Below are 15,246 nucleotides of genomic sequence, written 5' to 3'. Positions count from 1 at the left end.
AATGTTTGTTTTCAAAAAACGCCTTACCGTCCAAGTACCTTCTTATTAGTTTTGAAAACTCCAGCCCTATTTTTATTTTTCTTCCATAGAACGGAAAGTCCCTTAATTCCATCTTCAAATTACTGATATATTCATTCCTGTCAAAAATGATCTTTCCGTTAAACAGCCATTCAACGATCTTTCTGTTCGTACCAAGCAGCATCCACTCTTTTAACTTTTCCTCATTGACAATATGCAGGGCGGCTTTTTGATTCTCGTAAGAGTAATGCTTGATGAAGACAGGCGATTCTGATTCTTTCACTATGATCAATAAAACAATATCAAAAGTATCTGTCAACGGACTTGCTTTTTGACGCTGATCAATCATCAATACACCCAGAGTATTCGGGTGGCTTGCTCTTTCCTGGTATATGGGTCGTAAAATATCCTCCATCTTATATTCCTCCACTTACATTCATTGGGTTACTATTTCGACGGCAATAATAAATATCCTTCCTCTATTGTAGTCAAATTTCGACAAACTCGCATCAAGAGCACTAATACCCAAGTAAATATGGTATAGTATTTTTTTAGGAGGGACAATAATGGCCAAAAAATATTCCAGTAAAATTAATAAAATCCGCACTTTTGCATTGAGCCTGGTCTTCATCGGATTCATCATTATGTATGGCGGAATATTCTTCAGAGAACACCCTATCGTTATGACGATCTTCATGCTCTTCGGATTACTCGCTATAATAGGCAGTACTGTCGTTTACTTCTGGATTGGTATGCTGTCCACGAAAGCAGTACAGGTTGTCTGCCCTAATTGCGGAAAACCGACAAAGGTACTTGGACGTGTCGATATGTGTATGTATTGCAATGAACCGCTGACACTCGACAGGAACCTCGAAGGAAAAGAATTCAATGAAGATTACAATAAAAAGGGCGAGACCCGTTCTAAATAAGTGCAAAGAAAAAAAGGAATTGCCGAAACACCGGCAATTCCTTTTTTTAATGTTCTTTATTCGTACTGCAGCTTTCGCAGGTTCCGTATATCTCCATCCTGTGATTGCGAACTTTGAAACCAGTGACGTGTGAAGCCAGCTGTTCGACTTCGTCCAGTCCCGGGTAGTGAAAATCAACTATTTTCCCGCATTCATCGCAGATTACGTGATAGTGATCGGATGTCACATAATCAAAACGGCTTGATGCGTCTCCATAGGTCAGCTCTTTCACAAGGCCCACTTCCCTGAAAACCCTCAGGTTATTATAGACTGTCGCTACACTCATGTTCGGGAACTTACCTTCTAATGCTTTATAAATATCATCAGCAGTTGGGTGCGCCATAGAATGTATCAAGTATTCCAAAATCGCATGACGTTGGGGAGTAATACGGACTCCAGTTTCTTTCAGCGTGTCGATCGCTTCCTTCAATTGGACATCTGACATCGTCATGCACCTCTATTTCATAAAGATTCTTACTTTATAATGTTTATAATTAGTGTACTAACGAATGCCCTGTTTTGTCAATGAATCTCCTCATTATTTCGGTTGATGAAGATTTTGCTCTTTCTCCCCGAGCTGATTATTGATGTAGCGTGCTGCTACAAAGAGAAAATCAGACAGCCTGTTCAAATAGGACAAGACTAACGGATTAACCCCTTCCTCAATGCTGACGGCTTCCCTCTCTGCACGGCGGACCACCGTTCTTGCGGAATGCAGGGCAGCTCCCGCTGGATGCCCGCCCGGCAGGATGAAATTGGATAAAGGCGTCAGAGCTGAATCCCATTTATCGATGGTGGCCTCCAGCTCTTCAACATCTTCTTTGGTTACCTTCCACTTTACTTCTTTTCCTGAAGGGGTCGCCAGTTCAGCCCCTACATGGAACAATGTTGTCTGAATTTTATGGAAGACAGAATTGAATTCATCCCGTTCTTCGAAATACTCATTCTTAATATAGCTTAACCCAAGACCAATTAAAGAATTCGCTTCATCACACGTGCCATAAGCCTCTACTCTCCGGTCCGCTTTCGAAACACGCTGTCCATATACTAATGAGGTTGTACCCTTATCTCCTGATTTTGTATAAATTTTCATTAATCAGTACCCTCTTTCCACTTCAATTTCATTGATATAATCTGTTCCGTTCTTAATATATGTTGTCAGGTTCTTTTTAAATATGGCAAAAGAACGGGGCAGATATTGCTTGGTTCTGCTCGATAGATGAGGAGTGATTGTTACTTTATCCATATTCCAGAAAGGATGACCTTCTGGAAGAGGTTCAGTTTCAAAAACATCAAGATAGGCATGGGCAATTTCATTTCCCTCTAAAGCTTCCACAAGTTCTGAGCTTTTGAACAAGTCCCCTCTCCCTATATTTATGAAAACAGCGGACGCTTTCATACATTGAAAATGTTCTTTCTTAAGTATGTACCTTGTTGCTTCCGTACTGGGGAGGATGGAAAGGACAAAGTCGGCTTTGCCTATAACCCTTTCGAGCTGGTCCATCGTATACATTTCATCAAAGTTTTCCGTTATTTTACCACTCGTATTAATTCCCGAAACATTCATTCTGAAGGCTTTACCGAGCCTGGCTATCTCTCTGCCAATGGCCCCCGCGCCCATTATAAACAGATTTTGACCGGACAGCTCTGTTCCCGGCACCTCTCTCTGCCATAATCCCCGTTGGATTTCCTCTCTTATTGCCGGGAACTGTTTCGCATGCTGAAGCATAAGACCAAAGGCAAACTCTGCCATCGGTATGGCATGAATCCCCTTCACATTCGTGACCAATATTCCTTTTTCCTTTATGAGTTCGAGTGGCATTAATTCCAATCCGGCTGACATGACCATAATCCAGCGCAGCCGTTTCGCCTGATTGATATGCTCTGCTGTCATATCTTCCCCGAAGGTTACAATCACTTCCGCTTCGGATATTGAGCCGAAAGCGGACTGGATATCTTTAAAAAATTCAAACTGGCACTCTTCCCAACCAACCAGTAATTCTTCCGCTAATTCCTTTGGCGGGTCAAACGTAAACAATATCTTCATATATCCACCTCAATCTTTGATCCCACATTATTGTATGAATATTTTATCACTTTTATAAAATCACACTCAAGTTAACGGATTAGGTTGCAGGTTTCGATTGAATTAAAAACGCTGTTTTCGCATATATTGTTGCTCTCGGAAAAATCCAAGGAGCCGGATTTTTCCCTTATAGACATGGGCTTTTTTCTCTGAACAATGTGAATTAGCTCTTTCCTTGCTTCTTTACCAGTATATTTACTGTGAATCAAGGCATATCTCAGGAAATTTATATTAAATAGCAAGTTTAAGAAAAGAGCCAAAAAAAAGAACGGCCGCACGCTGCAGCCGTTTAAAAAGGTTCCGAGACTTATTTGAGGAGGTATGCCCTACTATAATCTATGTATTTGAAAGAAAAGTGAATGGACAAAAGCCTTCTCTTAGTAAAAATAGGCTTTAACTCAGATTTTCTTTTATATAGTTCAGGGCTTCTTCCACGTGGCCTTTCACCCTTACTTTCCGCCACTCTTTCGCGATATTCCCGTCTTTATCAATGATGAATGTGGATCGTTCGATACCCATATATTCTTTGCCGAAATTCTTCTTCAGCTTCCACACTCCATACTCTTCCGCTACCTTATGATCTTCATCCACGAGCAGAAGGAAGGGAAGTCCATGCTTTTCTACAAACTTTTCATGTTTACCCTTAGGATCAGGGCTGACTCCCAGTATCACCGCGTCAAGCTCTTCAAATTGCTCGTGTTGATCCCTAAAGTCGCAAGCTTCTGTTGTGCAGCCTGGCGTCATATCCTTAGGATAAAAATATAGAACTACATTCTTTCCTTTGTAATCCGAAAGCTTTATGGTTTCTCCGTTACTGGCTTCCAATTCAAAAGGGGGGGCTTGTTTTCCTGTTTCGACCATGTAATCTCCTCCTGTAACCTTGATTACTATTAGCTTACCCAAAATGACAGGAGGGCTCAACCATTCGTCTCTTTTGATTGTCCTTCTATAAAAAATGACTTGATCACAAATGCTGCGGGAATCGTATATCCAAGCCATGATTCGAAAAGTGCAATCCCCCGGCCAATCCCGATAGGAGTCACATCTCCGTAACCAACAGAGAAAAGGGTGACACCGCTGAAATATAGACATGTAAATAAATGATCGAGGAAATCTCCCTGTATTACATCTCCGCCCTCTACCAATAAATCGATTCCTTCGACTTCCAAAAGGACATAGACCAAGCCGAATCCAAGCATCAGCACGAGATAAGACATGCCTAATAATAGAAAATTCCTAATCGAAAGATGCTTTTCCCTCCATTTAGACGGAAAGAAAAGCGTTCTTAAACTAAGGGTCATACAAAGGGCTATGGCAGCTATCAGAATATATACCATCATTCATCATTCCTTATTAGGAGACCTTGTCTCTTCATCTTACGCGTGAAAGAACCAAAAAATGTTGCCCCATATAAAAAACACCCTCTCATTAAAAAGAGGATGCTTTAATTTACTAATATTGATAAGGAAAATTGCAGATCTAAAGATTAAGATCTTTTTGAAATCCAGAATCTCAAATCAATTTCGCTTTGAAATTATTTATATCGTTGCTAAAGACGCTTTTCAGTCGATATCACCGAGGCGATGTCCTTTAGACCTTTCTCTCAAGACACTTTGCGATCGATATCAATACTTTGATGTACTTGAGACTCTCTCTCAAGACACTTTTCGGCCAATATCATCACTTTGATGTACTTAAAACTCCCTCTCAAGACACTTTGCGATTGATATCATCGCTTTGATGTCCTTGAGACTTCCTCTCAAGATACTTTTTTCACGGTGCCGCCGGGATCATATCTTTCAAAACGATCCTTTTGGACATTATCCCCTCGGACAGACGCCCATCAAAACCGACGCAAGAAACCTAATAGTTTAGTTCCCCGCTCCCCGGTACCTCTTCACACCCTCGTTCCAAAGATAAATGGAAAGTCCGAAGAACGCGGTACCAATCAGGGGAGTTAAGTAAGAAAAGCCATACCATTCTTCTTTGCCAAGAAAATAGGCAGCCGGATACACCCCGACGAAAGCAAACGGCAGGATCCACGTTAGAACAAACCGGATGGCGTTGTTATAAATATCAACCGGATATCTGCCGTAATTCCCGATGTTGTACATCATCGGCATAATGGACGTTTTTGCATCAGACCAGAAACCGATGCTTGCAAGCGAGATAAAGATCCCTGCATAAACAAGAGCCCCGCCGATGACAAACAATACAAACAGGATAGGGTCCATCCACTCAATCGATAAGCCCAAATTATTACCTGCATAAAACATAATGAACAAACCTGTAAACACGCCAAATAAAGATTCCAGTTCCATCCTCTCGAGGATGACCTGGAAAAGGCTGTGGATTGGACGGGTTAAGATCCGGTCCATCTCCCCTTTTACGATATACCTTTCGTTGAAATCCCAAATATTGAAAAAGGTCGAAAACAAGGCAAATGGCACAAGGAAAAAACCATAGATGAAGATGATTTCATCGCGGTTCCATCCACTTAAAAACTGTGTATGTCCGAAGACAACCAATATAAAGACAAGATTGACGCCTTGGAATAACAGGTCAGAAAGTATTTCAACCACAAGGTCTGTTCGGTATTGCAGTCTTGTTTTCATATATTGGGAAACATACCGGAAGAACATTGATAGATAAAACACTTCTTACCCTCCTTGTATAATCAATTGTTTTTTTGCTATCTGCCACAGCGCACCTATTGGAACCAGCAATACGAGAACCCAGACTATTTGCAAGCCGAGAGCTTCATACACTTGGAAGCCTGTATATCCTTCTGTGAAAATCATGCTGGGGACATAACTGATGCTTTGGAAAGGCAGGAACTTCATGGTCGCCTGCGCCCAGACTGGAAAGAAGCTTATAGGCAATAGCAGACCTGAGAACAGATCAATCACAACCCTTTTTGCCCGAATCAATCCATCGTTATTAAATAAGAAAAAAGTCGTAATCCCTGTCAGCAAGTTGATCTGTGTATTGATCATAAAGCTGAATATGATAGACAGTCCGAAGAACAGCCACGTGGATGCGTTGGCGGAAACCTCGATAGGAAAAACAAGAGCAACGATGAACATCCCCGGCACGGAGAAAAACAGAAGTCTGAAAATCCCTTCCCCCAGGCCCTGCATGGTTTTCATGCCGAGGTAACTGTATGGCCTGATCAATTCGACCGCTACTTTTCCTTCTTTGATTTCGGCCGCTATCTCCCTGTCTATGTTATTAAAATAAAACGCTCGCGCCATCCATGCTACTGCTATATAGGTAGTCATCTGAATAACAGACAAGCCTTCGATATCTTCTTTTCCTCCATAAATTGCCTGCCATAGGAAATAGTAAGCGCCGATGTTGATGCTGTAGATCAGGATTCCGCTGTAATAATTCGTTCTGTACGCAAGCATCATCAAAAAGCGGATCCGAATCATCTCAATATATTTTGACATCATCGATCCCCCTTATACCTTCACGGTTTCTCTTTGGGCCGGCCTGATATCGACGATACCCTGTTCATAAATATTGCGGATAATCTCTTCTGTCGTAGTTTCCTTGATTTTCATATCCCTTACTTTATAAGAAGACACTACCAGACCGATTAAATCGGAGATCTTATTATCGTCTGCTTCAATCATAGCGGAGAACCGCATTTCTTTTTCATCGAGCTGCCACTCTGCTCCAAGATTGGAAGTCAGGGCGTTCAATTCCTGTACAGAAGGTTGATCAATGAATTGGAACTGGATTTCCTTTTGCTCTCCCCATTCCGTTTTCAGATTTTGCAGTGCCCCGTCATAGATAATCTTTCCTTCATCAAGCATGACCACCCGTTCACAAAGTGCCTCTATATCCGTAAGGTCGTGGGTTGTGAGCAGAATGGTTGTATTGTATTTTTCATTAATCTCCTTCAAAAACTGCCTGATTTTTAACTTTACCAGGACATCCAGTCCAATGGTTGGCTCGTCTAAAAACAACAACGGCGGATTGTGAACAAGTGCTGCCGCTAACTCGCACCTCATCCTCTGGCCCAGGGAAAGCTTCCTGACAGGCTTGTCCAGAAGAGGCTGTATGTCAAGAGTCTCAATCACATGATCCATATGTTCTTTGTATTGTTCATCCGGAACCTTGTAGACCTTTTTTAAAAGTTGAAAAGATTCCTGAACCGCGATATCCCACCAAAGCTGGGAGCGCTGGCCGAACACAACTCCAATGCTTTTAACGAATTTTTCTCTTTCTTTATGAGGATTCATTCCATTGACCGTCACTTCACCTGAAGTCGGGGTGAGGATTCCTGTCAGCATTTTGATGCTGGTCGACTTGCCTGCACCGTTTTCCCCAATATATCCGACCATTTCTCCTTGCTTAACTGTAAAACTGATATCATTTACAGCTGAAACAACTTTATAATTACGTGTGAACAAATCACGAAAAGCACCTTTTAATCCAGAGCGGCTGGAGTAGGCTTTAAAATCTTTTCGCAAATTGTGAACTTCAATAGCATTGTTCATTCATACTCCTCCTTCAATCTAAACCATGGAATAGTGTAACACAGCTGCTTGGAAAGGAGAGCGGGAGATGCTTATCCTTTAGTCCTCCCTTAATTTGCGCTATATACGACAACATACTAAAATGAGTGAGAGATTGCGAAAATGAAGGAGGAAATATTGTTTATGAATTTCACCAACTCTGAACGTTTACATAAAAAAGCATTGGAAAGAATTGTCGGAGGAGTCAACAGCCCATCCCGTTCTTATAAGGCGGTAGGAGGAGGATCTCCTGTTGCCATGGAGCGTGCCAAAGGAGCCTATTTCTGGGATGTAGACGGCAATAAGTACATCGATTACCTTGCCGCATATGGACCGATCATCACAGGACATGCTCATCCGCATATTACAGAAGCGATTACAAAGGCAGCAGAAAACGGAGTACTATACGGAACACCCACTCCTTTTGAAGTGAAGTATGCAGAAATGCTGCAGGAGGCCATGCCAAACCTGGATAAAGTCCGTTTCGTCAACTCCGGAACAGAAGCAGTCATGACGACCATCAGAGTAGCCCGTGCTTATACAGGACGTGATAAAATCATCAAGTTTGCCGGGTGTTATCACGGACATTCAGACCTTGTGCTTGTAGCAGCAGGTTCCGGCCCGGCCACCTTGGGGACACCGGACTCTGCAGGGGTGCCGAAAAGCATCGCCAATGAAGTTATCACCGTTCCATTTAATGATATAGAACCTTTCAGAGAAGCAATGGAAAAGTGGGGAGATCAAATTGCCGGTGTACTGGTAGAACCTATCGTCGGAAACTTTGGGATCGTCGAGCCGAAGGAAGGGTTCCTTCAGCAGGTAAATGATATAACCCACGAAGCAGGAGCCCTTGTCATTTATGATGAAGTCATCACTGCTTTCCGTTTTATGTACGGTGGAGCGCAGGATATGCTCGGGATTAAACCTGATTTGACGGCAATGGGGAAAATCATCGGTGGAGGACTTCCAATCGGTGCCTACGGAGGAAAAGCGGAAATCATGGAAAAAGTCGCCCCTCTTGGACCTGCATACCAGGCTGGTACAATGGCTGGAAACCCAGCTTCCATCCTGTCGGGAATCGCCTGTCTTGAAGTTCTGAAAGAGGAAGGCGTATACGACCGGCTGGATCAGTTAGGCGCCATGCTCCATGAAGGAATTCTTAAAGCGGCCGAAAAGTATAATACACCAATCACCATCAATCGATTAAAAGGTGCACTTACACTGTATTTCACCACTGTAACTGTTGAGAATTACGAACAGGCTGAAGCAACCGACGGAGAAATGTTCGCAAAGTTCTTCAATCTCATGCTGCGCCAGGGAATCAATCTTGCTCCTTCCAAGTATGAGGCCTGGTTCATAACCACAGCGCATACTGAGGAAGATATCAAGGAGACCATCGAAGCAGTCAATTATGCATTCGAACAACTTCAAAACGCATAAACATTCAATGATATGCAAGGAGGATCTCCTCCTTGTTTTTATTTCAACCTTACATGAAAGCGTTTACAGCATTGAAATACTCTCTCCCCCCTCCTATAACCATCCATGATTTTGAATAAAAAATTGAATTCTGAAAATTCTTATGATATTATAAAATTACTGTTCAGAATATTTCGTTTTATATTCTGCATTTATTACGGAGGTGTTTTTATTGAAAGAACAACGAACTCAATGGAGTCCTGAACTCTTTAAAGATTTCCATAATGGCGCGCATGATGCCTGTGGAATTGTTGCATCAATTGAAAAAAATAAAATTCCGGCAAGAGAAAATATTGACCGCTGCATCGAGGCATTGATAACGATGGATCATAGGGCTGGATTTATTAACGGCGAAGGAGATGGAGCTGGAATACATATCGACATTCCCAGAGCCGTCTGGTCCGAAAAGCTTGAAGCCGCTTCTATCGATTCCTCTTTAGCTCTATCACCCCGATTTACGATCGGCCACTTTTTCATTAAAGGTATTCCAGTAAACCAAGGGACACAAGAAATTGTCGACAAGCTTGAAAAGCAAGGCTTTCAAGTATTGCTGACCGATCTTGATTCAACAAGACCCGACACCTTGGGACCAATAGCCGCTCAAGAGAACCCTCACTTTTTACAGGCGGCATTGCTTGCACCTGAAAACCAGGAGAAAACAAAGACATACAAACAGTTATTTGAGCTCCTTGCATCGATTGAAGAAAACAGCGCCATCCATGTAGCATCCCTGAGCCCGGACCACGCAGTATACAAAGTGATGGGAGCAGGAGCTTCACTTCCGAAATACTACAAAGACCTGACAAATCCAAAAGTCGCGTCCACTATGACATTGGGTCATAACCGCTATTCAACCAATACCTTATCTAACTTTTTCAGAGTGCAGCCTTTCAGTGTGATCGGCCATAATGGTGAAATCAATACCATCAGCAAGCTTAGGGCAGAAGCTAAGAAAATTGATGTACCCCTTGTTGAAAATGGAAGTGATTCACAAGACCTTAACAGAACAATTGAAACCCTGATTGGAAGAGACGGCTACTCCCTATTTGAAGCAATGGAGTTAGTGTTTCCTCCAATTATTAATGAAATCAAGCAGTACCCTGGCCACCTTCAGGACCTGTATACCTATTTAAGGGAAACATGGGGACATTTTGCACAAGGCCCTGCAGGCATCATTTCCCGATTCGGTGAAGAAGCTGTCTTCAGTGTGGATTCCTTAGGCCTGCGTCCGCTTTGGTTGATGGAAATCGAAAGTGCCTATGTATTTGCTTCTGAGCCAGGTGTCATCAAATCTTCTGAATTCACTGGAGATCCAAAGCCCCTCTCCCCTGGGGAAAAAGTTGGCTTTGCTTGGGAGAATGATAGAATCACAAAATACGAATACAAAGAATTCCAAAGTGAAATATACAGCCGTTTTGAAAGTAGAATTGATTTTAAAGGCTACAAATCCAGACTGGAAACGTTGAATCTGCCAAAACACATCATGATGAGTTACCCAACCAGCATAGAAAATGGACAATACAATGCATTCGGCTGGGAAAGGGAACAAGTCCAACTGGTAGAACAGATGGCAGAAAAAGGTGCTGAACCAATCCGTTCACTTGGACATGATGCACCTCTTGCAGCCATCAATCCTAACCGTAAAAACGTAACAGACTTCATTAAGGAAAGTGTGGCAGTCGTTACGAACCCGGCAATCGACAGAGACCGTGAAACAGAGCACTTCTCTACCAGAACGATCATCGGGAAGAGACCACATCATAACAGCAAAACCGAAAAGCACCTTGCCGTAGAATTGCTGACTCCTCTTGTAATTGAGGGCAAAGCCGGCTGGATGGCATCTGAAACACTGCAGCAGCCAAGCTATGATGGACTTGTGCATCTCTTCCAACAAGAGAATCTATGTCACTTCATATCTACCACTTTTACTGAAAGTGAAACTATTCAGGAAGCCTTAACTAGATTAGCAGACGAAGCTCAAGAAGCCGTTTCTTCAGGCAAAAGCCTGCTTGTCTTGGATGACGGCAACTCTCATCACGATGGGAACCTTTGGCTTGATCCCCATCTTGTCCTCGCCGCGATTGACCAGAGGCTTACCGATGTTTCTTTAAGAAGAGATTGCTCACTGCTTATTCGTTCAGCAGCCATCCGCTCCCTTCATGACGTCATTGTGGCATACGGCTTTGGTGCGGACGTAATCAGCCCTTACTATATGTTCTTAACAGTCCTGGAAGAAGAGTCCAATGAACCGGTCCTAAACCTATACACTTCTCTCCAAAAAGGATTGGAAAAAGTCATTTCCACGATTGGAATTCATGAACTCAGAGGATACGGTAGACTCTTTTCTGCCATCGGCTTAAGCGATGAAGTTGCAGAAACATTGAATATTGTAAACTTCTTCGGTTCTGCAAGTCTTGCATTCAATTATGAAGAGATGAAAAAAGATGCAATTCAAAGAGCGGCGGATTACTTTGACGAAAAACAAAGAATCGCCAAGAGCTTCCATCTGTTTCCGAGGATTTGGAAAGCAATCGGGGATGTTGCCAGAACAGGGGATTATTCCGGATATAGAGAAAAAATTACTGAGCAGGAAGAAACAAAGCCTGTTACCATCAGGCATTTAACATCTCTTAAAAAATCGGAAAAAACTATTGATCCATCCAAAGTAGATATAAGTGTAGGGGAACACAGTCTTCCATTCGCCATCGCCTCAATGTCCTTTGGATCACAGAACGAAATTGCCTTCAGGGCTTATGCTGAAGCGGCAGACCGCCTCAACATGGTCAGCTTGAATGGTGAAGGCGGCGAGATCAAAGACATGATTGGCAAATATCCAAAAACACGCGGCCAGCAAGTCGCATCAGGACGTTTCGGGGTAAACGCTGAACTCCTAAACTCTTCTAACCTGCTGGAAATCAAAATCGGCCAAGGAGCTAAGCCGGGAGAAGGCGGACACCTTCCAGGTTCAAAGGTTACGGCAAAAATAGCTCAGGCACGTAACGCGACCATCGGTTCTGATTTAATTTCACCATCGAATAACCATGATATCTATTCGATCGAAGACTTGGCTCAAATGATTCATGAATTGAAGACGGCTAATGATCAAGCGAAAGTCGCTGTAAAAGTACCGGTTGTACCAAATATCGGTACGATTGCAGTCGGAATTGCCAAAGCAGGGGCAGACATCGTTACACTAAGCGGATTTGACGGAGGAACCGGTGCGGCCAGGATCCACGCTCTCCAGCATGTCGGCCTCCCTGTAGAGATTGGGGTCAAAGCAGCACATAACGCGTTGCTTGAAGCCGGATTGAGAGATACAGTCGAAATTTGGGCAGATGGCGGAATCAAGAGCATGCAGGATGTTATGAAGGTCATGCTTCTTGGTGCCAACAGAATCGGATTCGGTACCCTTTCCATGATCGCGATTGGATGTACGACATGCCGCGGCTGTCACCTCGATACCTGCCATGTCGGAATTGCAACTCAAATTGAATCAGAAGCACAGGCTAAAGATCATGGTCTTCGCCGTTTCGTACCTAGACAACTCGACCTTGCTGTATCTGGCCTGACGAACCTCTTTACCGCTTTTGGAGAAGAATTAAAGGCCCTGGCAGCATCTATTGGCGTCCAGCGCCTTCAAGATGCAGTCGGTCGTTCAGACCTTTTAGAGCAGGTAAGCGGCAAAGACTCCATGAACTTATCCACCCTCTTGCAGCCATTGGAAATCGGCCAGTTCCACAAAGAAGCAGCCGCTTCTCTTGAACAGCCGAACATGCTGCAGGCAGTGGCTGGCGAATATCTTGACAGCAGTGTGGATGAATTACACTTATCAAGGGAATTCTCAGGAGTCATCTCAAATCAGCGTGTCCTGGGAAGCAGAGCATCAGGACACCGGGTCCGTTCCAAACTTCAGAATCTAAGCTCTGAATTGCAGCCGGTCCAGCTCTCTTACAAAGACTGTTCCATCCCAGGCAATGGACTCGGGGCTTATAACGTTGATGGAATTAATATCACCGTCAGCGGCGGCGCCCAGGATGGTCTAGGCAAGTCAAGCTATGGCGGAACCATCACTGTCACCAAAGGAAGAACAAAGAACAACCACTTCTTCAACGGGTCAGCCGGAAAGGGCTTCGGTTATGGAGCACAGCAAGGCCTGCTGATGGTCCAGGGCAACGCAGATGCACGTGCGGGAATTCGACTGTCAGGGGCTGACATGGTCATCGGCGGTCTTATAACAAAACCAATACCAGCTAAGGAATATGGTAACATCGGGGCCAATGCCAATATCAAAGGTTTTGCCTTTGAATATATGACAAACGGCCGGGGTCTTGTTCTTGGAGATCCAGGGCCATGGATTTGTGCCGGAATGACGGGCGGAGTCGTCTACCTGCGCCACCAGCCTGAAATGGGGCTTACTCAGGAAGCATTGAACCGAAGGATTGCCAAAGGCGCGAAAGTTCAACTTCAGCCATTAAATGATCAGGGATTGGAAGATGTAACTGAACTCCTTACCAACTACATTAACGTGCTGGAGAACGAACAGCCTGAAGAAGCGGAAAGCTTAAGAAAGCTTTTAGCATCACCTGGGGATCATTTTCTGCAAGTCATCCCTTCAAAAGAACAAGCAGATCCATCTGTATCAACGGAATAATCAAAAAAAGGCTGATGCTGGATTGTAACATCCAGCTCAGCTTTTTTTATATTGACAACCGGTGAAATTTCCTATTCCCTTTTCCCGGCCTTATAAGTAAAATAAGGTCTATGCCAAAGGAAAAATTGTTTAGTATTCCCCCTTTGTGTTAAATCTACAATAAGGGATTTTATTTTACGGATAACAGGAATGTATTTGAGGATTGCATGGTAAACCGGTTCATCGTCTAAAGAAATAGGCTATCTATTCTTATGACAGCTCATTATTTGGACCGTTTCTTCGAGGAATTGTCCGTTTTTTGTTAGGACCCTTGTTAATTTGGTTCATTTCCTTAAGAAATAGTCCGGTTCTTCTGAGGACAGCTCATCATTTGAGTCATTTCTTCAATTCAGACAAATATGTACTATGGAAAGGATATCTATACAATGAAGTTAGGTGCCCGTATTTTTAAAACCGGGATTGCAATTGTACTTGCTTTGCTGGCAGCTGATATGTTTAACTTCCCGAATCCCGTTTTTGCCGGGATTGCTGCTGTTTTTGCTGTGCAGCCGACCATTTACCGCTCTTATCTTACTATTATCGAACAAATCCAAGCCAATCTCATTGGCGCCATTCTTGCCGTTCTCCTTGTGCTCTTATTCGGCCACAGTATATTGGTCATTGGATTGGCGGCAATAATTGCGATTCTAATAATCTTAAAACTCAAACTTGAAAACACGATCGGACTTGCTCTTGTAACTCTGATTGCCATCATGGAAGCACCTCAGGATGATTTCATCCAGTTTGCACTGATCAGGTTTTCGACAATCATGACAGGTGTGTTTGCTTCCTTTGTTGTCAACTTAATTTTTATTCCGCCAAAATATGAAACGAAGCTCTATCATAAGATAGAAGATATTACAGAAGAGATTTTAAAGTGGATTCGTCTGAGCAATAGGCACTCTTCAGATTTTCATCTATTAAAAAAAGATTTCGAGAAAATCAGAGAAAGATTAACGAAGAGTGAACAACTGTACCTGTTATATAAGGAAGAACGAAATTACTTAAAAACCAGTGATGTAGCCAAAAGCAGAAAACTGGTAATCTACAGGCAAATGATTTCAGCTTCAAGGAGAAGCTTCGAGATCCTTAAGCGCCTGAATCGCTATGAGAATGAGCTCAACCATCTTCCTGAACAGCTGAGAAGCTCGATAACTGAACAACTGGACTGTCTATTGACTTATCATGAACAGCTGTTGCTTCGCTTTATAGGAAAGATGCATACAGTCACAGAAAGCGACCACACCAACACAGTTTGCTTAAATCGAAAAGAAATGATGAATCTGTTTATGGATGAAATCAATAAATCCTACAATGAAACAGACATCCATACCTTTCATATTCTTCATATCTTCTCCGCAATCTTTGAATACGACGAACAGTTGGAACACCTTGACACGTTGATAACAAGCTTCCAATCCTATCATAAAGAAGTGAACGAAGTAACGGTCAGAGAAGCGGAAGATCGATAATCAACAA

The 15,246-nt window shown here is 43.0% G+C and carries 13 protein-coding genes (1 of these 13 only partly in view); 4 read left to right on the top strand and 9 right to left on the bottom strand.

All coding sequences use genetic code 11. The features are described 5' to 3' along the window. Positions 1–433 carry the beginning of a nucleotidyltransferase-like protein gene (locus tag BSG1_RS07205; RefSeq protein ID WP_044022556.1) on the bottom strand. 443 nt of this gene lie to the left of the window's left edge, so 433 of the gene's 876 nt are visible here — the first part of the coding sequence; the start codon lies at positions 431–433; its stop codon lies off the left edge, out of view. Positions 434–584: 151 nt separating this feature from the next. Between BSG1_RS07205 and BSG1_RS07200 the strand changes: the two genes are divergently transcribed. After that, a complete protein-coding gene (locus tag BSG1_RS07200) occupies positions 585–947 on the top strand; it encodes a YgzB family protein (protein ID WP_006836314.1) in 363 nt (120 codons plus the stop codon). 46 nt (positions 948–993) lie between these two features. Here the strand turns inward: BSG1_RS07200 and perR are convergent, their stop codons facing one another. From perR to BSG1_RS07160, 8 genes are all read right to left on the bottom strand, one after another. Next, on the bottom strand, positions 994–1,431 hold the full coding sequence (gene perR, locus BSG1_RS07195) for a peroxide-responsive transcriptional repressor PerR (protein ID WP_006836313.1): 438 nt from the start codon (positions 1,429–1,431) through the stop codon (positions 994–996). 93 nt (positions 1,432–1,524) lie between these two features. Beyond that, on the bottom strand, positions 1,525–2,079 hold the full coding sequence (locus BSG1_RS07190; RefSeq protein ID WP_006836312.1) for a cob(I)yrinic acid a,c-diamide adenosyltransferase: 555 nt from the start codon (positions 2,077–2,079) through the stop codon (positions 1,525–1,527). Between the two features lie 3 nt (positions 2,080–2,082). Continuing rightward, positions 2,083–3,033, bottom strand: a complete 951-nt coding sequence (locus tag BSG1_RS07185) for a D-2-hydroxyacid dehydrogenase (RefSeq protein ID WP_006836311.1) — start codon at positions 3,031–3,033, stop codon at positions 2,083–2,085. Between the two features lie 432 nt (positions 3,034–3,465). Continuing rightward, positions 3,466–3,933, bottom strand: coding sequence for a thioredoxin-dependent thiol peroxidase (gene bcp / locus BSG1_RS07180; RefSeq protein WP_044022554.1), 468 nt, complete (start codon positions 3,931–3,933; stop codon positions 3,466–3,468). A 56-nt stretch (positions 3,934–3,989) separates the two neighbouring features. Next, entirely contained in the window at positions 3,990–4,412 is a 423-nt protein-coding gene (locus BSG1_RS07175) for an ion channel (RefSeq protein WP_044022553.1), read from the bottom strand. 531 nt (positions 4,413–4,943) lie between these two features. Further along, positions 4,944–5,729 carry an ABC transporter permease gene (locus BSG1_RS07170; protein WP_006836308.1) on the bottom strand — a complete coding sequence of 262 codons (786 nt, stop codon included), beginning with the start codon at positions 5,727–5,729 and terminating at the stop codon, positions 4,944–4,946. Between the two features lie 3 nt (positions 5,730–5,732). Continuing rightward, positions 5,733–6,524, bottom strand: coding sequence for an ABC transporter permease (locus tag BSG1_RS07165; RefSeq protein ID WP_006836307.1), 792 nt, complete (start codon positions 6,522–6,524; stop codon positions 5,733–5,735). A gap of 12 nt (positions 6,525–6,536) precedes the next feature. Further along, positions 6,537–7,580, bottom strand: a complete 1,044-nt coding sequence (locus BSG1_RS07160; protein ID WP_006836306.1) for an ABC transporter ATP-binding protein — start codon at positions 7,578–7,580, stop codon at positions 6,537–6,539. Positions 7,581–7,742: 162 nt separating this feature from the next. On the opposite strand from BSG1_RS07160, the gene BSG1_RS07155 reads away from it, so the two are divergent. The 3 genes from BSG1_RS07155 to BSG1_RS07145 all read left to right on the top strand — a co-directional run bounded on the left by BSG1_RS07155 (position 7,743) and on the right by BSG1_RS07145 (position 15,239). Next, the gene (locus BSG1_RS07155) at positions 7,743–9,038 is read left to right on the top strand and encodes a glutamate-1-semialdehyde 2,1-aminomutase (protein WP_006836305.1); all 1,296 of its coding nucleotides are present in this window, start codon (positions 7,743–7,745) and stop codon (positions 9,036–9,038) included. Positions 9,039–9,240: 202 nt separating this feature from the next. Further along, positions 9,241–13,728, top strand: coding sequence for a glutamate synthase-related protein (locus BSG1_RS07150; protein ID WP_006836304.1), 4,488 nt, complete (start codon positions 9,241–9,243; stop codon positions 13,726–13,728). 425 nt (positions 13,729–14,153) lie between these two features. After that, positions 14,154–15,239: an aromatic acid exporter family protein gene (locus BSG1_RS07145; protein WP_044022551.1), complete on the top strand. Its 1,086-nt coding sequence runs from the start codon at positions 14,154–14,156 to the stop codon at positions 15,237–15,239. The last annotated feature ends 7 nt before the right edge of the window (positions 15,240–15,246 follow it).

The organism is Bacillus sp. SG-1 (genome assembly GCF_000181495.1).
Classification (GTDB): Bacteria; Bacillota; Bacilli; order Bacillales; family Bacillaceae_B; genus Rossellomorea.
The sequence above is the reverse complement of the archived record's forward strand: the minus strand, read 5'-3'. Positions and strand labels throughout refer to the sequence as shown.